This is a genomic window from Paracoccus sp. SY (assembly GCF_002901215.1).
GTDB classification, from domain to species: Bacteria; Pseudomonadota; Alphaproteobacteria; order Rhodobacterales; family Rhodobacteraceae; genus Paracoccus; species Paracoccus acridae.
Window position 1 is genome coordinate 39,583 of sequence record NZ_NWMQ01000020.1, and the last position, 19,757, is coordinate 59,339.

26 protein-coding genes are annotated in these 19,757 nt (G+C 61.7%); 18 read left to right on the top strand and 8 right to left on the bottom strand.

Annotated elements, in window-relative coordinates:
* Positions 1-106 precede the first annotated feature (106 nt).
* Positions 107-2,197, top strand: coding sequence for a hypothetical protein (locus CK944_RS14445; RefSeq protein ID WP_146038665.1), 2,091 nt, complete (start codon positions 107-109; stop codon positions 2,195-2,197).
* Here the strand turns inward: CK944_RS14445 and CK944_RS14450 are convergent.
* The 4 genes from CK944_RS14450 to CK944_RS14465 all read right to left on the bottom strand — a co-directional run bounded on the left by CK944_RS14450 (position 2,194) and on the right by CK944_RS14465 (position 4,347).
* Entirely contained in the window at positions 2,194-2,388 is a 195-nt protein-coding gene (locus CK944_RS14450) for a hypothetical protein (protein ID WP_146038666.1), read from the bottom strand. The two genes, CK944_RS14445 and CK944_RS14450, sit on opposite strands and share 4 nt — an antisense overlap.
* 98 nt (positions 2,389-2,486) lie before the next feature.
* Positions 2,487-3,104, bottom strand: a complete 618-nt coding sequence (locus tag CK944_RS14455; protein WP_103173777.1) for a hypothetical protein — start codon at positions 3,102-3,104, stop codon at positions 2,487-2,489.
* The gene (locus tag CK944_RS14460; protein ID WP_205049042.1) at positions 3,101-3,748 is read right to left on the bottom strand and encodes a DNA-processing protein DprA; all 648 of its coding nucleotides are present in this window, start codon (positions 3,746-3,748) and stop codon (positions 3,101-3,103) included. Before CK944_RS14460 ends, CK944_RS14455 begins: the two co-directional genes overlap by 4 nt.
* Positions 3,749-3,996: 248 nt before the next feature.
* Entirely contained in the window at positions 3,997-4,347 is a 351-nt protein-coding gene (locus CK944_RS14465) for an Arc family DNA-binding protein (protein WP_103173799.1), read from the bottom strand.
* Positions 4,348-4,431: 84 nt separating this feature from the next.
* Between CK944_RS14465 and CK944_RS14470 the strand changes: the two genes are divergently transcribed.
* The 6 genes from CK944_RS14470 to CK944_RS14495 all read left to right on the top strand — a co-directional run bounded on the left by CK944_RS14470 (position 4,432) and on the right by CK944_RS14495 (position 7,134).
* Complete coding sequence (locus CK944_RS14470; protein ID WP_103173779.1) at positions 4,432-4,602, top strand: Arc family DNA-binding protein; 171 nt, start codon at positions 4,432-4,434, stop codon at positions 4,600-4,602.
* Positions 4,603-4,675: 73 nt separating this feature from the next.
* Positions 4,676-5,425 (top strand): phage antirepressor KilAC domain-containing protein, encoded by a 750-nt coding sequence (locus tag CK944_RS14475; protein WP_205049043.1) that lies wholly within the window; start codon positions 4,676-4,678, stop codon positions 5,423-5,425.
* Complete coding sequence (locus CK944_RS14480; protein WP_103173780.1) at positions 5,422-5,616, top strand: hypothetical protein; 195 nt, start codon at positions 5,422-5,424, stop codon at positions 5,614-5,616. The genes CK944_RS14475 and CK944_RS14480 overlap by 4 nt, the downstream gene beginning before the upstream one ends.
* Positions 5,613-5,969 (top strand): hypothetical protein, encoded by a 357-nt coding sequence (locus tag CK944_RS14485; RefSeq protein ID WP_103173781.1) that lies wholly within the window; start codon positions 5,613-5,615, stop codon positions 5,967-5,969. Before CK944_RS14480 ends, CK944_RS14485 begins: the two co-directional genes overlap by 4 nt.
* Positions 5,969-6,634: a hypothetical protein gene (locus CK944_RS14490; protein WP_103173782.1), complete on the top strand. Its 666-nt coding sequence runs from the start codon at positions 5,969-5,971 to the stop codon at positions 6,632-6,634. The genes CK944_RS14485 and CK944_RS14490 overlap by 1 nt, the downstream gene beginning before the upstream one ends.
* A complete protein-coding gene (locus CK944_RS14495) occupies positions 6,631-7,134 on the top strand; it encodes a hypothetical protein (RefSeq protein WP_103173783.1) in 504 nt (167 codons plus the stop codon). Before CK944_RS14490 ends, CK944_RS14495 begins: the two co-directional genes overlap by 4 nt.
* A gap of 250 nt (positions 7,135-7,384) precedes the next feature.
* On the opposite strand, the gene CK944_RS14500 is transcribed toward CK944_RS14495, so the two are convergent.
* Positions 7,385-7,813, bottom strand: coding sequence for a hypothetical protein (locus tag CK944_RS14500; protein ID WP_146038667.1), 429 nt, complete (start codon positions 7,811-7,813; stop codon positions 7,385-7,387).
* A 17-nt stretch (positions 7,814-7,830) separates the two neighbouring features.
* Positions 7,831-8,010 (bottom strand): hypothetical protein, encoded by a 180-nt coding sequence (locus tag CK944_RS22920; protein ID WP_146038668.1) that lies wholly within the window; start codon positions 8,008-8,010, stop codon positions 7,831-7,833.
* A 284-nt stretch (positions 8,011-8,294) separates the two neighbouring features.
* Between CK944_RS22920 and CK944_RS14510 the strand changes: the two genes are divergently transcribed.
* The 4 genes from CK944_RS14510 (at position 8,295) to CK944_RS14525 (ending at position 15,614) form a co-directional block, all read left to right on the top strand.
* Positions 8,295-9,668 (top strand): hypothetical protein, encoded by a 1,374-nt coding sequence (locus CK944_RS14510; RefSeq protein WP_103173786.1) that lies wholly within the window; start codon positions 8,295-8,297, stop codon positions 9,666-9,668.
* 201 nt (positions 9,669-9,869) lie between these two features.
* The gene (locus CK944_RS14515; RefSeq protein ID WP_103173787.1) at positions 9,870-10,937 is read left to right on the top strand and encodes an Ig domain-containing protein; all 1,068 of its coding nucleotides are present in this window, start codon (positions 9,870-9,872) and stop codon (positions 10,935-10,937) included.
* Entirely contained in the window at positions 10,930-12,708 is a 1,779-nt protein-coding gene (locus tag CK944_RS14520) for a hypothetical protein (protein WP_103173788.1), read from the top strand. The genes CK944_RS14515 and CK944_RS14520 overlap by 8 nt, the downstream gene beginning before the upstream one ends.
* Entirely contained in the window at positions 12,705-15,614 is a 2,910-nt protein-coding gene (locus CK944_RS14525) for a hypothetical protein (protein WP_146038669.1), read from the top strand. The genes CK944_RS14520 and CK944_RS14525 overlap by 4 nt, the downstream gene beginning before the upstream one ends.
* Here the strand turns inward: CK944_RS14525 and CK944_RS14530 are convergent.
* Entirely contained in the window at positions 15,611-16,192 is a 582-nt protein-coding gene (locus tag CK944_RS14530) for a VPLPA-CTERM sorting domain-containing protein (protein ID WP_103173790.1), read from the bottom strand. The two genes, CK944_RS14525 and CK944_RS14530, sit on opposite strands and share 4 nt — an antisense overlap.
* 192 nt (positions 16,193-16,384) lie before the next feature.
* Here CK944_RS14530 and CK944_RS14535 point away from each other — a divergent pair, with 192 nt between their 5' ends.
* From CK944_RS14535 to CK944_RS14565, 7 genes are read left to right on the top strand one after another with little or no spacing between them, the layout of a single operon-like run.
* Positions 16,385-16,741: a hypothetical protein gene (locus CK944_RS14535; protein WP_146038670.1), complete on the top strand. Its 357-nt coding sequence runs from the start codon at positions 16,385-16,387 to the stop codon at positions 16,739-16,741.
* Positions 16,731-17,333: a hypothetical protein gene (locus tag CK944_RS14540; RefSeq protein ID WP_103173792.1), complete on the top strand. Its 603-nt coding sequence runs from the start codon at positions 16,731-16,733 to the stop codon at positions 17,331-17,333. The genes CK944_RS14535 and CK944_RS14540 overlap by 11 nt, the downstream gene beginning before the upstream one ends.
* A complete protein-coding gene (locus CK944_RS14545) occupies positions 17,330-17,545 on the top strand; it encodes a hypothetical protein (RefSeq protein ID WP_103173793.1) in 216 nt (71 codons plus the stop codon). The genes CK944_RS14540 and CK944_RS14545 overlap by 4 nt, the downstream gene beginning before the upstream one ends.
* Positions 17,542-17,955 (top strand): hypothetical protein, encoded by a 414-nt coding sequence (locus tag CK944_RS14550; protein WP_103173794.1) that lies wholly within the window; start codon positions 17,542-17,544, stop codon positions 17,953-17,955. Before CK944_RS14545 ends, CK944_RS14550 begins: the two co-directional genes overlap by 4 nt.
* Complete coding sequence (locus CK944_RS14555) at positions 17,952-18,692, top strand: glycoside hydrolase family 19 protein (protein ID WP_146038671.1); 741 nt, start codon at positions 17,952-17,954, stop codon at positions 18,690-18,692. Before CK944_RS14550 ends, CK944_RS14555 begins: the two co-directional genes overlap by 4 nt.
* Before the next feature lie 4 nt (positions 18,693-18,696).
* A complete protein-coding gene (locus tag CK944_RS14560) occupies positions 18,697-19,035 on the top strand; it encodes a hypothetical protein (protein ID WP_103173795.1) in 339 nt (112 codons plus the stop codon).
* On the top strand, positions 19,032-19,292 hold the full coding sequence (locus CK944_RS14565; protein WP_103173796.1) for a hypothetical protein: 261 nt from the start codon (positions 19,032-19,034) through the stop codon (positions 19,290-19,292). Before CK944_RS14560 ends, CK944_RS14565 begins: the two co-directional genes overlap by 4 nt.
* Positions 19,293-19,406: 114 nt before the next feature.
* Here CK944_RS14565 and CK944_RS23245 read toward each other — a convergent pair.
* Positions 19,407-19,757 (bottom strand): hypothetical protein (locus CK944_RS23245; RefSeq protein WP_158248011.1); only part of this gene is annotated, 351 nt, incomplete at its 5' end.

Here is a 19,757-nt window from a genome sequence, read left to right on the forward strand (position 1 = left end):
TGGACCTTGGGAAAAGTACGCAGCGCCGACCCAGCCCGCCAAGGATGGTCCTTGGACGCGCTACCAGTCGCAAAGCACAGTGGCGCCGGCAGAACAGGTCGCGGATATGGCCGCGCCTGAGGGCTCTGCCCAGCGCCCGCGCTCACATGTGCTGATGGACGAATACGACCGCGCCGTGGCCGCTGGCGACGATGCAGCGGCCGACCGGCTGCTGCGCGAGGCGACCTTTGCTGCGACACAGGACGGTACCGCACCGGACGGCGTAACCTTCAACCCCGCCACCGGTCAGATGGAGGATCTTACGCTTCGCCAGGATCCGACGCTGTTCGGCGGCAGGACAGGCGCAGCCATGCAGGGCGCCGGCCAAGGCCTCAGCTTTGGCGCCATGGATGAGGTCGTCGGCGCCCTGCACGGCCTGACCGGGCCAGGAAGCTATGCCGAGAACTCGGCCTATGCACGGGACGTGATGCGGGACGACCTAGCCAGGGCTCGAGATGAGCATCCTGTCGTGGCCTACGGTGCAGAGATCGCCGGCGGCGCAGCTTCCTCCATCGGCGCGGCAAGCGCGCTTGGAATGACAGGTGCTGGAACTCTCGGGGCGCAGGCCCGTCAGGGCGCGGCGCTGGGCGCGGCAGAGGGGGCGGTTTATGGCGGGATGAGCGCAGAAGGCGGCGCAGCGGAGCGGGCGGCTGGAGCAGCTAAGGGCGCCGGAATTGGGGGGCTGACGGGCTTCGCGGCGCCTTATGCCATTGAGGGTGCGCGCCGCGGCTTTGACACGCTGGTCGGCGGCCCGGTTGCCAGCATGCGATCAGCGCCCAGTCAGGTGCGGGCCAGCCGCGCCGTGCAGACTGCCGTGGACCGCTCCGGCCGGTCGGTGGACGAGATCGAGGCTGGGATCCGCAACGCTCATGCTGCTGGCCAGACCGGCTATGCCATAGCCGACGCAACCGGCTATTCGGGACAGCGGATGCTTGCCGGCGCCGCACGCACGCCGGGCGATGGACGGCAGGAGATCGTGGAATTCCTGACCCGCCGCCAGGACGGGCAAGGTCGCCGGATCGCGGGTGCCTTGGACGATGCGTTGAACGCGCCCCGCAACCCGCAGAACCTGCCCGCTGTTCCAGGTGGACAAGCCCCTAAAGACTTCCGAGGCGCGACGGCCGACGCGGTGCGCGACCGCCTGACCCGGGCGCGCAACACGGTTGCAGATGCCGCCTATGAGGCGGCGCGACGCGATGCCGGGCCAGTCGATGTGCGCAACGCCCTCTCGGTGATTGATGAACGGATCGCCCCGATGCAAGGCAGCGGCATCGCGGGCGACGGCATCGACGCCAAGCTGACCCGATACCGATCCAGACTGGCCGCACAGCCGGGTGGCGAGGCCTATCCGGGCGCTTCGTCAGTCGAGCTATCCGACTTCAACCGTATTCTGGGGGTCAAGCAGGACATCGCGGATGACATCGGCGCTGCGGTGCGCGCGGGCCGGAATTATGAGGCGCGGACTCTGATGCAACTCAAGGACGCCCTGGACCAGGCTCTGGAGGGTGCCAGCGGCGCTTACCGCGAAGCCAATGACGGCTTCGCCCGCGCCTCGCGTGTCATCGACCAGATCGACGCCGGAAAAGCCGCGACCAGCCCGCGCGCGAGGGTGGCCGATACGCTGGGCCACTACAGGGCGCAGACACCTGAAGGACAGGCTGCGTTTCGGGCAGGTTACACCGATCCTCTCATGGCGAAGATAGAAAATTCGGCGCCCGGCGTGAATAAGGCCAGACCTTTCCTGTCGGATGGTGCAACCGAGGAACTGCGGGCCATGGCCAAAGACCCTGACGATCTGCTTTCCTTCCTGCAACGCGAGAACACGATGTTCCAGACCGCCAATGCAGCGTCGGGCGGATCAATGACGGCGGACAATTTGGCCGACTCGGCGGATGTGCTGACGCGGGGATCCTCGGCCGTCGGCAACCTGCTGACCGGCAACTTTGTCGGCGCAGCCCGACAAATCGCGGACGGAGTGATGAACACCTTGTCTGGCCGCAACACCGCGACCCGAGAGGAAATCGCCCGGATGCTGCTGTCGGGGGATATCCGGGACGTTCTGGCCCCTGCGATCGAGCGAGAACTGCAAAACGCCCTGCGGTCGGCTTATGGAGAAGCGGCGATCCGGTCGTTGGAGCGGACGACGAACCCGCTTTAGGGCAGCATCACGAGCGCGAAGATACCAACGGCCGGAGCAATCAGCCCGACGAAGAACACCCAAGCAGACGCGCGGCCCATCTGGCCGCGCTCTTCCTTTGCGACCCTCCAAACCATGTAGGCGCTTAGCGCGAAAAGCGTGTTGCCGAGGATGACGGCGCCAACGGTTTGCCAGAAGATGATGTGGTCCATGCCCCGCAGATTATAGGGCGCGATACAGCCAGGGAAGCGCAAAGATTGGGGTATCTTGTGGAACCACTTCCCAGCCGCTCGAGCCCAGCCGTCCGGCGTCAGTCTTCCAGGTCCTCATCCACCTGAGTGATCAACTTGTCCGGCCTCTCCCAAACCGTTCTAGCAAAGCAGATGGCAGCTACGGTTTCAACTCCGTGAGCGCGCATCAAGCGAGACGCCGCCAGCAAGTGGCCGCCCGTTGTCTTGACGTCGTCCACAAGAAAGGCCCTCGTGATGCCCTCTGGGGGCAAAAACCGCATCTTGCTACGGAGTACGTTTGGGTGCCTTGTCCCTCCGCCCCCTGCTGCTTTGGGCATGATCTCGATCCAACGGAATGGCATCTCCACAGGAATGGGAGACCTCGCCGACCTGATCGCATTCGCTAAGCGTTCTGCCTTTGGGTCTTCCCCAAATGTGGTGCAGCCTGAACTCGGCAGGACGAAGATGGCAGTTCCCGGGTCTTGCTGGCCGACTGCCTGCACCACTTTCTGCCCGAACCAAGTCACGATTGGCAACGTATTCTGAGCAGTGATCCTTTGCGTCTTTCCGCTTATCGAAACGTCAGAGTAGCCTTTGAACTGGCCGCCTTTCAGCGCCATCGTCACATTGTAGGCCATCCAGTCCGCCGTTTTTTCTCTGTCGTAACTGGGGTATGCGATAAAACTGCGAACCTTCATGCGTCTCCGCCATAGACGGCTTCCAATAATCCGTCTGTCGTCTCCAGAATGTGGGTCTTTTCTTGTCCAGAGAACTTCTGCGGCCAATCCACGCGAGGATTGTCCAGCATATTCCTGGCAATCCCCAGCCACCGGCCAAGCCGCTGACATTCAGCCGCCTGGTGCAGGCTACCGGATGTGTTTGATGCCTCAACGATGACACTGGCATCAGAGACGGCTGCCATGGTTCGGTTCCTGGCAGGAAAATTCGCCGGGTAAACTCTGGACTTCGGAGCGAACTGAGAAATCAGCAGATGTTCGCGGTAGATCAGTTCCTGGAGTCGCTTGTTGGCAGCAGGATAGGCTTGGTCCAAAGGTGTCCCAATCACGGCTGCAACGCGCCCGCCTGCCTCGATCGCGCCGGTCAGGGCGCAAGTGTCGATGCCGGCGGCAAGACCGCTCACGACCGTAACGCCACGCCGGGCCAACTCTCGACCGAGCTTCGCGGCACGGCGACAGCCATCTGCTGAAGCGTCTCTAGCTCCAATCACCGCAATGGCCTTGCGCTCCAGGACAGACACATCTCCCGCGATGTAAAGCCGGACTCCTTGGAGTTCGGAGTTGGTGTCCTCATCAATCTTCAGCAGGCTATACTGCTTCGACACCTGTGGAGCCCTGCCGATTTTGCGCAGCAGTTCGCCCAGGCTCGATAATTCAACAGACGGAGGCGGAGTATACCCGGCCTCGCGCCGCGGTGCGCGTAGGGAGGAACGATCGGTCGGGGCGCTTGCGTGGTGCATGGTTCACCTTAATCCGGCGCTGGGCAAAATTTCCAGTGATTCTCGGGATTGATAGGGAGTGTTGTCGGCGCCCCCGCCATCCCGGTGATGAACGTCGCTGTCAGATGGTCTGCTTATTGCGGATCAAGGACATGGTCGAACCCCATCTCCTTCAGGACGGCGGGGGCGCTGTCTGGAAACTCAGCAAGAAAAACCCTGACCACCGCCGCTACGGCCTGGCGCTGTTCCTTCTCTTTGTCCGGGTCGGGATCTGGGTCAAGCTGGGCAATTCTGTCCAGGGTATTCACCATCCCTGCAAATGACAGTTTTCGTGGCGCCGGGAATTTTTCCTCAAGGACCGCCAGAATTTCAGCATTCATGGATCTGTTGTTGGCTTCGGCAGCGGCCTTGATCCGAGCGCGCATCCCGTCGGGAAGGCGAAGCATGAATTGTTCGGTTAGAGCGCGGTTTTGTGATTCTGCCATAATAGTAGCCATAGGCGAGAATTTTGTTGACGGCTATATTCGCCATAGGCTACTACTCCCCTTAGGCTATCATGGAAGGGAGACATGCAGAACAGATCAACGCCGGACCAATACATGCTTCGCCTGCCGGTCGGCTGGCGCGAAGTCGTAAAGGCCGAAGCAAAGAAGGGGCATCGATCGATGAATGCGGAAATCCTCGCAGCCATCGAGACCGCGATGCGGATCAAGGGGGTGCAGCTTGAGAAGGCATCCTGAAACGAATGAAGCCGCCGGGACGGCCATCCCAACGGCTTCGATGAACCCAACCAGCTATGAAAGGGCTTCGCCCATGAATATGCAGCACAGTGCATCGAAAAGCAACCTACCTGTGATTTTCACGGAAAGTGTGACGCTGACGATGAGCAGCCGCGAGATCGCGGAACTCTGCGAGACCCGGCACAACCAAGTCGTTGAAACGATTTCGCGTCTTTTCGGATCGGGAGTTTTACGGGAGAGCCGTAATACTACTCGCCGCGTCCAGCCAGAGGGTGGTGGTCGCCCGATGGAGGTCTATGACCTAACCAAGCGCGACACCTTGGTTGTGGTCTCCGGCTACAAAGACGAACTGCGGGCGCGCATCATCGACCGCTGGCTGGAACTGGAAGGACAGAGCATTCCTGCCAGCCTCACCGGCCCACAACTGATGGCTGCCGCCCTGATAGAGGCGGACGCCACGATGAAGGCGCAGGCCCTGCAAATCAAAGCGATGCAGGCCGACGTTTCTGCGCACGAGAGACTGACCAAAGCTGATGGGTCATTGAACGTCACCGAGGCCGCGAAGAACCTCGGGATGCGTCCGAAAGACCTGTTCGACTGGCTGTCGCATAACGGATGGATCTACAGGCGGGCGGGCTCAGCGAATTGGCTTGGCTATCAGCCGAAATGCAACCAGGGCTTGATGGAGCATAAAAGCACGACCGTCACTCGCGCGGACGGCAGCGAGAAGATCAGCGAACAGGTGCGGATCACGCCGAAGGGCCTTTCAGTCTTGTCAAAGCTGATCTTCCCGACTGCCAAGCTGATCGGGGGTGCGCAATGATCGACGGCGCATTTTCCCGCGATGCCGCGGAGCGGTTCATGCACTTCGAGCCTGCCCTGATGGCCACCCTGGCGGCGGGTCGCGGCAAACCTGGGGTCGATCAGGACCAGCTGCGCGATGCAATCTCCATCTTGTCGACTCTGCGGGCGGAAGCGACCTCCTGCCTCCGGCAGATCGGGGGTGCAGCATGAAGCGCCGTGAACTTTTGGGCGCTGGCCTTCTTCCTGTTGCCGTTGCCGTCCTTCCGGCCGCTGTCGCTGCCCAACACGAACGTCCGATCATGTCTCTGTTGCGCGAGTGGCAGCGGCTTCGTGATGAGGAAGCGTCCATCATCGACAGCGGTCACGAGTTTGACAGCAAGCCCGTGCAAACGGTGAACCGCCGGATCATTGCTACTGAGCGAATGATCTTCGCGGAGCCAACAACAGACATGGCCGACTTGGCAGCAAAGCTCTGCGTGGCGACTGGGCTTGGCGATTGGGACCTCGAAGGGAAGGAGTTCCTTTGGGATGAGGCACGGACGTTGATCGGGAGGATCATGTAATGGCGACGGCGAAAACCAGCACCGCAATCACCCTGCCCCGCATCGACATCAAGTTGATGGAGGTGCATGTCGTCGGAGATAGCCCGTTGATCGTCCATGCCTGGAGTCAGAAGGCCAAGCGACAGATGCTGGATAAGCAGATGAAGCGGGCAACCGGCGCCAAAGAGGCGAAGGATCCTATCGCTGACTTTTCCGCCTCTCTCTATCGCCTGCCTGATGGCGGCTACGGCTTCCCTTCCGTGGCCTTCAAGACGGCCGCTGTGACGGCCATCACATCGGTTGCCGGAATGACCAAAGTTGCGGCACGGCAGGCCTTCCACATTCTAGGCGAAGATGTCGATGTCGAAGGCGCTTTTGAAGGGACCAAGGCACGCCAGAACCTTGTTCGCCTTATCTCCGACGAGCCGTCGATGCGCGAGGATCTAGTGCGCGTCGGAATGGGAACGGCAGACCTGCGCTATCGTGGTGAGTTCGCGGACTGGGCCGCAAAACTGCTGATCCGTTTCAATGCGAATGTGCTGTCCGAGGAGCAGATCCTGAACATCGTAAACGTCGCCGGATTTGCTGTCGGCGTTGGTGAATGGCGACCAGAACGGGACGGCAGCTACGGCATGTTCCGGGTCGCGACAGAAGACGACTTGGCCAGATTGGAAGGTGCAGCATGAAGATCGCGAAGTTCGAGTTTTCGGATGGCGCCCGGTTCCAGCCGGGCGCGAAGAAGGACGACCCCAATCTGGTCGGCCAACACATTGAGTTCCTGCGGCAGCAGCAGAAAGGAGAACTGACACCCAAAGACGTCTTGGACGATGCGCGCAACCCGAACAGCCCACTTCACAGCTTCTTCGAATGGTCCGATAGCGAGGCGGCCGAACAGTATCGGTTGCAACAAGCGCGGGGGCTGATCCGAGCCGTGGTGGCTGTCTATGTCTCGGACGACAGGCCTGCGGTTCGCGCTAAAGCCTATGTCCACATCCCTGAACCAGGGGCGCAGCACTATCGCGAGGCAACCCACGCGATGTCCCACGCCAAGACCCGCGAAATGGTCTTGCGGCGGGCACTGGATGAACTGATCGGGTGGAAAAGGCGGTATCGCGATCTGGAAGAGTTCGCGCAGCTTGTCACGGTCATCGACCAGCTGCGCGATGAGATTGCCGCATCCCGCTAGGGGCGCGGCTGGCATGGTAAGGCAGGCAAGGCCAGGATTGGCAAGGCAAGGCAAGGCAGGCAAGGCTAGGCACGTCCAGGTGTGGCGCGGCGCGTCCGGGTCCGGCATGGCAGGCAAGGCGAGGCAAGGTCTGGCATGGCGAGGTATGCCATGGCAGGCGAGGCGAGGCGGGGCGCGTCCAGGTGAGGCGTGTCACGGCGAGTTCCGGCAACCACAGGGCGGTCCTTCGGGGCCGCCCTTCCCTTTTCCCTTAGTAGGCGGGCAGTTCCCCGCGCCTCTGCGCCTCCGCCAAAATGGCTCCAACGTATCGCTGCATGTCGGCCGGCAGGATGCTCAGGTAGGGAGACTTTTGACCACGCCACGGTCGAAAAAACTCCTGTGTCCAAGGCAGAATGATCATGTTGCTGCCTTTGAGCACGAATGTTGTCGGCGTTTTCAGATGCAGGGCATTCAGCATCGAGAAGTTGCCGATCGCCAGTGTCGGCTCCAGCCAAGGCTTTACCGCTTGGGAGGTGCCGTAGGCGATCCGGCAGAAGTGCATGCCGGTTTCAGGATCTTGCGCACGACCGCAAACAAGTAGCGGTCGTGGGTTTGTTGCCCAAGTGTCTTTAGGTGCAGTTTCAGGAAAAAACCCCGTCACGATGCTGTAAAGCGCCGGCGGGGTTGCTTCCCAAGTCATTCCACACCCTACGCGAATTAAGCGTGGGCATGCTCATCAAGACTGACGAGTCGTCCTTGGCCGATGCCGAAACGTTCATTCAGCTTCGTGCGCCAAGCTTCAATCTTTTCCTCGGCCACCACGTCAAAGCATGCGTCAGCCTCGGGTGCGAAGTGCTGGCGGTCATTCTGCTTGTCGCGGGGTTTACGAAGGCTCATTGCTACTCCTATCGGCTCATCCTAAGCCATTGGATCGAATCAGAGGCGTTCGGTGAGGGGTATTTAAGGTTCCCGTTCCTGGCAGTCTAGGCCTTTCACATTAAAAGTGAACATCCATTCTTTCACCGTACGCATGAAAAACACATAAGTGGTTAAGATGTTCCTTACGCCTTCTGGTTGCGGCGTATCTTGACACCATGCTTGAGAAACAACCCCTGATTGTGTCATATAGGACCGGCAGGGACACAGGACGTGGGCTTGCGAGACTTGATCTCGGAGATCCCATGTCCACCGCCATGCCCGCCTCTCGTGCGCAGCTTTCCCTGAATGAGACGTACGGCGCGCCTCCGGCTGGCAATCCGGAACCTCTACCTATTCGTCAGACAGTCGAAATAGACGGGCGGCCCCTGGGCCTGCCCGCACCCATGGTCCCCGCCGGCGGCAGCGGCGTGGATCAAGCCGCCGCGCCCGCCTTTCCCTCTCTCGGGGCGGGCGCGGCGGCAACCGAATTGGGCATAGCCCCACCAGAACCGACTGCACCTCCTGCGCAAGTTGCCGGCCCGGTGGAAGCGATCGCGCAACAGCTTCAGGCTTCCCTACCCGAAACAGCGCCTGAACCTGCCCCGCGGTTCCCCGATCAGAAGCCGGGCGGCACAATCGTGCTGGGCAGCAAGAACGGAGCCAACGGAAATGCCGTGTTCCTGGGCGAGACGCCGAACGGCGCGATGATCCGCATCCAGGGCCGTGAAATCGAACTGACTCCCGAGCAGTTCGACCGGGCGCGCGACCAAGCCGAGATCAACGAGGCCAAGCTGAAGGAGGGCACGGCCAATGTGGAACCCTCAGGCGCAGAGGCCGGGGCCGACCAGCGTATCGACGCCCCTGGGATGGGCGATGGACGCGCGAACGGCGGCCAAGGAATTGAAGCGGTCGGGCCTGCTGTCGAAGCGGGAATACCGGGACTTACTGGCCTGGATCGACAACCCGAACCGCAACAGCTTGGAGATGGCGCGGCTGGATCTAGTGATCTGGGCGACATGGTTCTGGCAGATGGCACCGGGGAGTTGGGCGGTTCACTGACCTCCACTGAAATTGCACCACAAGCCAACCCGGAAGCTCTCACAGTTGCGCCTGGCGCGGTCGCTGCGGCAGCGGAAGCCACCAACCCAGAACCGACCGACGCGCAGAAGCAAGCGGAGAACTATAGAACGGGCAAGGCCGCGTGGAAGGGCCTTCGCCTCTCTGTCGAGAACAAGGCGGGCAGCACCCGCAGCGGGACCGACCCAAACGGGCAGGCTTGGTCCGTCACCATGCCCGCACATTACGGTCGAATCCTTCGCACCGAAGGTGCTGACGGCGATCATGTCGATTTCTACATGGGGCCGAATGAGGCCAGCGACACCGCCTGGATCATTGACCAGGTGGACGCTGAGACCGGTGCCTTTGATGAGCATAAGCTGATGCTGGGCTTTGACAGCGCAGCGGAGGCGCGGGCAGCACATGAGGCGGCCTTTTCTGATGGCAAAGGCGCGATCCGTCGCGGCGGCATCAAGAAGATGACCGTGCCCGACCTGAAGGACTGGCTCAAGACCGGCGACACCAAGAAGCCGGTCACCCGGAAGGTAAGGGCTCAGCGTCAGCCCAAAGCCCCTAGATAAGAACTGAAAGCCACTAGTCCTGAGACGAAAGCTCCTAGTTAGCCCCCACGAACGGAACCCCAAACTGGACCGCGTGATACGGGAAAGCCTGGCCCCCACGATCTACTAATCCTGCTGGATTGGCGCGGTGCGATCTGGTAAGGTCGCACCATCACAGGTTGCACAGGACGTGTTGCCCTCCCGTTATTGGAGCGCGCGTCCATGGCCTTGTCGCCCATCAAGATGAATGTCAACGCGGCCCCTGTGGAGCCCGCCGACAATCAACGCCTTCTGGGCATCACGGCAGACGGCGAACTGGTCCAGGTCGAAGTTGATCTGAAGGTCTCGGGCGTGCCTTCGGGCACGCAGGGCCAGCTTGTCGGCTACGATGCCCAGGGCAATCCTGTGGCCGTTCCTGCACCCACCGTCAGCGACCCCTATGACGACAGCGAATTGGTCCAGGTCATTTCAGCGCAGGGCCAGCGCCTTGAGGCGGCGGAACAGGCGTTGGGCAACTTGCCCGCGCCCGTGGACATCGCCCCCATCGCGGCCCGTCTCGATACTGTTGAGCAGGGCTTGCCGGGTTTGGCAAACCGTGTCGGCGCTCTTGAGGATGCTTTTGCGGGCCTTCCAGAGCCTGTCGATCTTGCACCGTTGACCAATCGCGTTGCGGCCGTCGAGGAAGGCTTGGCAGCCGTTGCCCAGCCTTATGACGACACGGAGCTGCGCAGCGGAGTCAGCGCGCTCGAAACGGCCTATGCCGATGCCGCTGCGCGCCTTGCGGCGGCCGAGGCCTTGCTTGCGGACCTGCCGGAAGGCGTGGACCTGGGGCCGATCCAGACCGAGATCGCGCAGCTGAAGGCGCGGCTCGACGCCATTGACGGCTTCGTCAACCGACCGCCGACCAGCAGCCCCATCCCGCCCCAAGCCCTGACCATCGGCGTTCCCTTCGCTGCGGATTTCTCGGGCTATTTCGATGACCCGGACGGCCACACCCTGAACGCCGCCGAGGTTAGCGGCGCCCTGCCGCCCGGCATCACGCAAGATGGCTTCCGGTTCGAGGGCACGCCCACGCAGACCGGCACCTTCACCGTCACCCTGGTTGCCTCCGACCTATACGGAGCGCAGGCCAGCCGAACGATCGCGTGGACGGTGGCGGCCGTCCCCGTGACCGGCGCCAGCTTCATCCCGACGCCGGGCGGCTTCACCGTCCAGAACCCTGGCGCCTTCTCTGAAACCATCTTTACGCCCACGCAGGGCGGCTTCACCGTGGAGACTGCAAATGCCTAACGTCGCGGGCGTATTCGTCAGCCAGGACGGCACAAACTGGACCTATCACGCAGGCAACACGGTATCTGGCTATGCTGGTGGTGCCGCCCTGATGGCGCGGCTTGCTGGCCCTCTTGAAAACCTGACCACCTTGCAGTTCCCGCCAGCCGCCCCGGCCTTCACGGCGGGATCAATTGCGATGGACGGCGCAGATCTGGTCATCACGCCCCATGCAGTGACAGGGAACCCCGCGCCAAACGTCACCTTCACGCTCACGCGGAACGGCGTGTCTGTCTTGGGCGAAATTGTGGATGGTCGCATCCCGGACGCTGCGCCGGGCAACTACGTCGCCACCTGGGTTGCCGACAACGATGTTGAGCCGAACGATACCAGAACGATCCCGCTGACCATCGCGGCGCCAGATGTGATGCAGATTGGCCTTGCTCCTGGCGTTTCCCTGCCCACGCCCGGCTTGTTCGACGGCATGTCACTCGACAACATTCCGGGATACGCGGTCCTCGCCAATCCCGCGTCCTATGCTTCAAGCGATGCGCAAGGCGGCGTCGGGACTGTCACGTTCAGGATCGACGGCAACCCGATCACAGCATCCACCATGCTGCTGACAGACGGAGTCCTGACGGTCGTTGCGGAAGGCACGAATGGCGAAGTGCCGCTAGTCTACACTGTCGGCACGGTTCAGTGGGCGTGGACGGCCGAGGTCAACGAGGCAGAGCAAACGCTGGCCTTCTCGGACAACCCGGCTGCCCCTGACGCTCTCGCGATCACGGTTGACGTGGAAATCGCAGGCGTCAGCTACCAGTTCGCGCAGACCTTGGGGGAAATTCGGGCAAGGCCCAGGTTCGCGCAAGGCTTCCCCCGACTGGTGACGCCCGACAAGCCGGTCCTCCAAGTTGGGGATACGATCAGCGTGGACATCGGCCCCGTCATCGTTGTGGGCGGCTTCTCGGTCAATGCGCGCCAAGTCCGAAATGGCGAAATCTACTCCGCCGTGTCTGGAACCAGTTACCAGATCAACGAGAATGACTATGGCGCATCCCTGGGGTTCAACGTCCTGCTGACCGATGCGCGAGGGGCTGGTGCAGCCACGGCCGGAGCAACCGAAGTCGCCTCTGTCGAGGAACTTGTCCCTGACGCGACGGTGCCGCAATTCGTGCGTGCCGGAACGGGCGTGACAGTGGGTGTCGGCACATTGACCGTCCCTATGCCGGAAGCCGAGGTCGGCAACCTCATCCTCCTGGCTATCGCGCAGCGCGCACCCGATCCCGCGCCGACGTTCTCGGGGTTTGATCCGGTCGGCTATTACCAGAGCGGGACAGGGACGGGCCAAGTCGGCCTGGGCATCTACAGGCGCACAGCGGGAGCCAGCAACCCGAACGTTTCGTTCTCGTCCGCTGATTGCGCCGCCGCACAGGCGTTCGTGTTCTCCAACGTGGGCAACGTGGTGGCCTTCACGCCGGAGACGAAAGGTTCGTCAACGTCAGTCACGATTGCCGCAGGCGGGACGCCCGCAGTGGGCAGCTTGGTTCTGCCGATCTTGGCAACACGGTCTGGACCCTTGACGGCCAAGCCTAGCGGCACGGCCAACCCTGGATTGCCCGGCCTGATTGAGATCGGAGACGTTCGCACCCAGGAAGGGGCAGACGCTTCGATCACGACCTTCGTGGATCGCTACGCGGAAGGTTCCCCGGCGCTTGGGTCAACGACCACCACCATCGGCACATTGACGAAACAGTGGGTCGGCATTCACATCAACCTGACGGCGGCAGCATGAAATACTCTCTCGGAAACGTAACCACCGGATCACCTGTAAAGGCATATCGGCGCAACGCCTCCCAGTTGGCAATCGCAGCCTACGGGGTCATCTCGTCGCCGCCTCCCCCGCCGCCGCCGCCGCAGGGGAACGATAAGGTGCCCCTGACTTCACCGTCCATCGTGTCCATGCGGAACCAGTATGCGGCGATCTGCCGTGTCGGGACCGTCGAAGGTGCCACATCCTACGATATGCGCTGGTCGTGGGATCAGACCAACTGGACGCAGGTTTCCAATGTCGCCGAAATCCATGAACTGGTGTTCCCAGGTCACTCCGCAAATCGGAAACTCTACGCCGAACATCGCGCCGTGGTCGATGGCGTGGCGCAGTCCTGGCAGGCGCGCGGCTCAGGCACAGTCGTAGCGACCGGGCCGATCCAACTCATCGTCCATCCGCGAGGCAAGGAATGGCAGATTGGGGATCGTCTGGCGGATTATGTGTCGCCGGAAGGGCTGACCCTTGCGCAGATGGCCAATGCGTCGAACGTCATCGCTTCGGATGGCGCGGTCGTCACGGCCGTCAACCTGCTTTGGAACAACTATGTGGGCGACCTTAAATCGCTAACGCAGCGGGCAGATGTGCATGAGCAGGTTCACTACGCCATACAGGTCCAATACAGGACAGCGGCGGGGTCCGATCAGACGGCGATATTCGATCCCATCCCGCGACTGGCTGCCCCGACCGTCTGGCTCGACGTGCGCGAAACGCAGGGGACAGACCAGATCAACATCCCGGCCAATGTGCCGGACGCGATGGTCTTGCCGGACTTCAAGCACGTCATCAATGGCATCACCTACACGACCAGCGGCGTCACCGTGGCACAGCTTCGTGCTGGTCCCGTAGCCGTCACGGGGGCGTCTGGTGTGACCATTGCTAATGTCGCGGCGGGACAATGGGCGACTGTAGGGGTCGCGGCAGGCGCGGACATGATGGTCCATATGGGTCGCCAATATGTCTGGCTGCCGGTCTATGGCTCCAACCCTGGCCCAAGGGCGGGGATCACCTTGACCCGCGCCGACCAAAAGGTCGTGGGCGAAGGCGTGATGGCCGAACTCAAGGTCTGGGGCTTCAACTCACGGCGCAACTGGCGCGAAGTCTGGGACGACCCGTTCCACACTCTTGAGGCCCAATGGACGGTTCCGGGCGGGGCGCGCACCGTTCCCCTGAACATGCGCACGCCCTGGCGTGACGGGACCAAAGCCTTTGGCTTCTCCCCAAAGTTCGTAGTCGAGACCGCAGGGAACTGGACTGTCTCGGTCATGGTGTCGGAACTGTCGAGCGGAAAATTCGCCTTTACCACGTCGGCAACGCAGACCACCGTCGATCCGAACACGGCCTTCCCCGGCGCGCAGACCATCATCGTCACGGGCGGCGGCAGCACAGCGGGCGCACCGGCCGGGGCTACGGTTGTATCCACCCCGACCGAAGCCGATGCCGCGGTTAAGGCGAACGCTTTGCCCAAGCGCGTGATGTTCTCGTCGCATATCGCGAAGCACGTTCTGACGAAACAAATCGTCTTCTCGACGGGATGGCCGAATGTGTATCTGGACAGCTATGGCCCCGGCAAGGCAGTCCTGGAGTCCACGGTTTCCAGCATCCTTGTCGTTTATGCCAAGAACGTTGGTCAGAGCGGGGTGATTATCCGCAATCTGTATCTGAAAGGGGGCTGGGACCCGACGACGGAAACAGGCCCGAGGTTCAAGGGGATCATCTTCAACATCGGAGGCTTCAGCACTGTTTCTCGCTGCATCTTTGAGGGCCTTGAAACAAACCTGAACACGGTGACTTACGAGCGAGCCGGTATGATTATCGCTGCGCATAATCAGTCGAAGTCTCACCTGGATTTCATCACCTATTTCGAAGGTCCGCATGTCGGCATGATCGGAAACCAGTTCATGCAGCATGTCGATGCCTTGCAGGGCGGCGGCAGCAAGCAGGGGCCGAACCGTCACTTCATCCGCTTTGAGAGATGCCTGAGTGTCTATGCGGAAGGGAATGACTTCTTCACCCGGAACGGCTGGACCACCTCGGCCTTCGGGCCTGCAGATCAGGCGTTCCGGGATCACCGCAACGACCCGAAAAGCAATGGACACTTCGTCCAGAACTCCTTTGAGGGCGGCTTCACGATGTTTGCCCAAGGCGCAGCATCCCCCGACCAGACCGGACTAGGTATTCTGTTCCCCTGCAACACCCTTGTCGAGCGGAACAAGTTCACGACCTCGGCGCGAACCACAGGCATCATCACAGCAATGCCCTGCACGACCATTCGCGGCAACGAGATGATCCGGGTGAACGCCAAGGTTGTCCCGTCTTTCTCGACGGCAAAGGAAAACTTCAATGGGTTCATCTGGGTGGGCAAGGGGGACAAAAACGATGTCCATCCTTCGGCATCCAAGGAACGCGCCAAGGTTTACAGCAACAGCTTCATCGACCTGGCTACGCGGGCGACCGATCCATCAACGACTTTTGAACCCCTCCGGGTCAGGGATACATCAACTTGGGTGGAATACGGCAACAACCTGCATCACGCCCCGAACCATGAGGATTACGGCACGACGCCTTTTGCGCCGATGCAAGCTGTCGATGAAGGCATGACCCCCCGCTACAAGGGCTACCGCTGGAAAAAGAACAACATCGGCAACATCCCCGCCGGCGATCAGTTGGAGATGCTGACGGAACATGCCAGCCCCGCCGACTCGATGCGGTCGTGGCGACCTGCTGCGGGAAGCCCTGCCGCTATCGCAGAGGACGGGCTGCGGGCCTTGACGGACTTCGACGGGAACCTCGCGCCGGGAATGCCTAATGGCGTCGGAACGACGGTTGCAGGAACGATGTGGGTCGGCGCGGTGAAGCCGCTGGCGGCCTAAGACTTGCGGCGCCTTCGCATCATCGCGAGGGCGCCAAGGCCGAGGGGAAGAAGGGCGGCAGATGCGGGAAGCGGAACAGGGGGTATGGCCCTGAAACTTCCGCTATATTCCAGATGCCTCTCGCGGCTTCCGATGCGATAGTAGAACTCTCCAATTTCGCCATCCCAACGGATGATGAAGTCAGGAAGCCCAGATACCATGTGGTAGTGTTCCAGCGATGCCGGGTTCAGCGTGTATTGGCCTAAGCTATAAGCCAAAGGCCATGTAGAGTCGGAAAACGAGATGTTGATCTGACCCAATTCGTCTGGATCACTGAATCGGAGTTTTCCGCTGTACCACTTGTTCGTTTCGAAGCCCAGGAAATAGCCTGTATTCGAGGGCGGCGTGCAAGGCTGCGGTTCACAATATCCGCCCTCATTCAAACTAAACCCAACATTGTGGACGCTGGCCGCATCCGCAGCCGAACTCAACCCGACCACGACGGCAGTCGCCGCGCATAATGTTTTGAAACTCATTACCTGACCTTTCAAAAATCGAATCGTTGACCCGTGGTGATGATCCGTCTGATTGATCCGCATGTCTTGGTGAAAGCGCGGGTTGCTGATCAATCGAAAGATGAAAGCCTAGATCCGGCAAGCAAATGTCGGACCATGCTGCATTTCATCTAGCAGCACCGATACAACCTCTGGTATAGTGCAGACAACGCACAGGATGTGCCCTCTCTCGAATGGAGTGGCTGTCCCGTGAATCCTCTATCCCTGATCTATGACATGTTCCTGACCCCCGGCACGCCAGAGGGGGCTTATGAGCGCGCAGCTGCTGCCTTCGGGCACGGCATGATCGGGGTGCTGATATTCGGCCTGGTGATGTGCCTGCGTCGTGGAAGCCCGGCCTGGACGGGTGCCGCAGCGGCTGGGCTTGCCTATGCACTCACCTGGGAACTGGCGCAGATCGCCTTTGCTGGATCCTCGATCGCGGACAGCGCCATCGACGCGGCTGCCGTTCTGTGCGGCGCCATCATCGCCGCGTGCCTGTGGGCGCGCTCCCTTCCCTTCATCTTCATTGCTGCGACTGTCCTGGCCTTCCTCGGCACTCTCGCGCCGAAGGAACAAGACCATGACCGATAAGACTGCACACGCCTTCTGGGCCTTCATCCTGGACGAGGCGAAGAAGTGGCTGGCCCGCACCGTCATCATGGGCATCGCTGCGCTGGCGCTATTCCTGCTGACGCCGTTGAAAGACCGCATCGGCGGGATCTGGACCAGCCCGGACCAGCTGGCAGAGATTTCGGCCAAGCTGGACACCCTGACGGCCGAGGTCCAGAAGGCAACCGGCGAAGACAGGGTGATCTTCGAGACGGCCGGGCTGTCTTATGTCCGTGAGCCCGTCCACCTGGGCGACAAGATCCTTTACAACCTCGTGGTCCGGCGCACCCGCCTTGGCGCGGCCTGCACGCTGCTTAACCGCACCCCGATCTTCACCGACGAGTCGAACATCTCCAGCGCCGGGCCGACCGAACGGCCGGCACGGCAGGTCGGCGGTGCCGACACCCCTTTGCGGATCTTGCTGGACATCCCTGCCCCAGTCACGCCGGGCCGCGTCACGGTCTATCTCTCGCTCGAATTCGAGTGCCCCGGGAAAGATGGCACATCCAAGACCGTGTTCGACCAGACGCGGCCGGTCGCCTTCCTACTGCTGCCAAACCGGAGGACGCCGTGAAGAACGAACACTGGCAGCGGTCCTGCGAGATCAACGCCCGCTATTTTGGCGGCGATCCGACCCAGCCGGTGTGCGCCCGCGTCTATGCCCATCCCCCTGCCCTTTGGCGCCTGATCTTCCTGGGCGCGATGGTCCTCTATTTCCGCGAACGCGGGCACTGCCGGCGCATCTGGGCGGAATGGGTAGCCGATCAACAGGAGGCCCAGCCATGATCCCGATCATTCTCACTGGCGACCTGGACGGCGCCAACGCCCGTAACTGGCCGGGCCTGGTGATCCTCGACCCGGATTGCCCGAAGCCCGCCGCGGTGCTGGCGCAGGAATGGTGGGAGTCTCTGTTCAAGCTGAACCCGGTGAACCTGATCCGCACGCGGACCAGCGATTCAGCGCGCCGCAAGATGGAGATCATGGGGCACGCGATCGAGGTCGCGGCCGAAGTCCTGATCTACGGCGCCAATGAGAATTCGGCCCTGCATCGCGAAGCGCGGGCCATGCGCGCCGGCTACGACGACATCTTCGAAAACATGAGCGCCTCGGCGGTGGTCGCCGCGATGACTGCCGAGAGGCGCGACGCCCATGCCTGGGTCAAGGACCGCATCAAGAAGCTGGAAAGGTATAAATGATGACCGCAGCCTTCTTCGCCGCAGCGCGGCCGCTGTTCGGCGGCAAGATGAACCAGAGCCAGGTGAACGGCTTGGAGGCACTTCTGTCAGCCACCGCAGGCCTGCACCTGACGCACCGGGCCTATCTGCTGGCCACCGCGCACCACGAGACTGCAAAGACCATGCAGCCGGTTCGGGAAACGCTGGCCGGGACCGACGACAAGGCCATCCAGATCCTTGAATCATCCTGGGCACGCGGGCGCCTGCCGTGGGTCAAGACGCCTTACTGGCGCAAGGACAAGGACGGCAAGTCCTGGCTGGGCCGGGGCTATGTCCAGTTGACCCACAAGGCCAATTACCAGAAGGCCAGCCAGCTTGTCGGCGTCGATCTGGTGGCCAATCCGAACGCGGCAATGCGCGCCAATCTTGCCGCCAGGATCCTGGTGGAAGGGTGCAGCGCCGGCCTGTTCACCGGCAAGAAGCTGTCCGACTATCTGCCCGGCGATTACGAAGGTGCCCGGCGCGTCGTCAACGGCACCGATATGGCCAAGGAGATCGCCCGGCTGGCGCAGGGCTATGAGGCGGCCCTGCGGGCGCTGGGCGCGGCCAATGCCCCCAGCAAGCCGACACCCAATCCCGTCCCGGTCTATCCGCCCGCGCCTGCCCCTGCTGACGCTGCATCTGCAACTCCTGGCGGCCTGATCGTCGCGGCGCTGATCGCCGTGGCATTGGTCGCTGTATTCCTTCTGAAAGGATAAGGCCGTGAATCCCCTCCTGATCTTCAAAATCATCCGCGACCTCGCGATGCTGATCGAGGCTGCCAACAAGGCGGCCGGTGGCAAGCATTGGTCGGTCGCGTTCTTCAACCGCAGCTTCGTCGCCCTGGCCATCGCCACGCTGGCTTCGATCGCTCTGGCCCTTGGCCTGCAGCTTCCCATCCCGGTTGATGTGGCGACCGAGAACGTCTTGGCGATCATCACCGTGGGCGGCATCGCCTGGGCGGGCGTGGAACGCATCATGGGCAAGACCAAGGTAGTCTGGAACCGCCAGCAGGCCAACGATGCCCTGAGTGAGGCTCTGGCAAAGGCTGGGGCCAAGTGACCGCGGCGGCCATCCTCGCGGCGGCCTTCACCGCCTGCATGCCTTATGCTGATGCGTATGAGGCGATGGAGAAAGAAGGCAAGGCCCGCATCATGGCGGGCCTCAACGGCAAGGGCAATATCACGGAAGTCTGGGCCAACCCGAAGGGCGCCTGGACGGCCTTTGTCACCACGCCAGAGGGAACGTCCTGCCCGCTGGATTGGGGCAAGGAGGGCGTCGCGTCCTATCCGAAGCCGAAGCCTGGGCGGCCTGCGTGATAGACGTCTTGCATTCATCCGCAGGTTGTGGATAACCTGACTTCAACCACGGCAAGAAACAGAAAAGCCCGCTCTGCCAAGCGGGCTTTTTCATGTCAAGGGATCCGTGTGGGCTCACGACTGGCCCTCCTTGCTGCCTCGCGCGCGGATCAGGAACGCGCAGTTGACCATCTGCCCTTCGGTGGGGTTGTCATCTAGGCTGTCCCCGAACAGTGTCGCGCAACGGTCGTCTATGACCTTCGCGCACGCTTCCCGTTCGGCGGCTTTCGCGTCGTGATAAAGTTCGTTCCGCAAGGCGGTGATCTGCACGCAGATGTCGTTGGTGCTTTGACCTTCACCATCTGTGCTGCCCATCGTTGCGTGGCTGACGATCATGCGCAGCTTGCCTTGTAGCCGCTCGATGACGTCGGCTTGGGCTTTGATGGTGTCGGCCGCGTCCTTACACTTGCTGTCGTTGCAATGCTC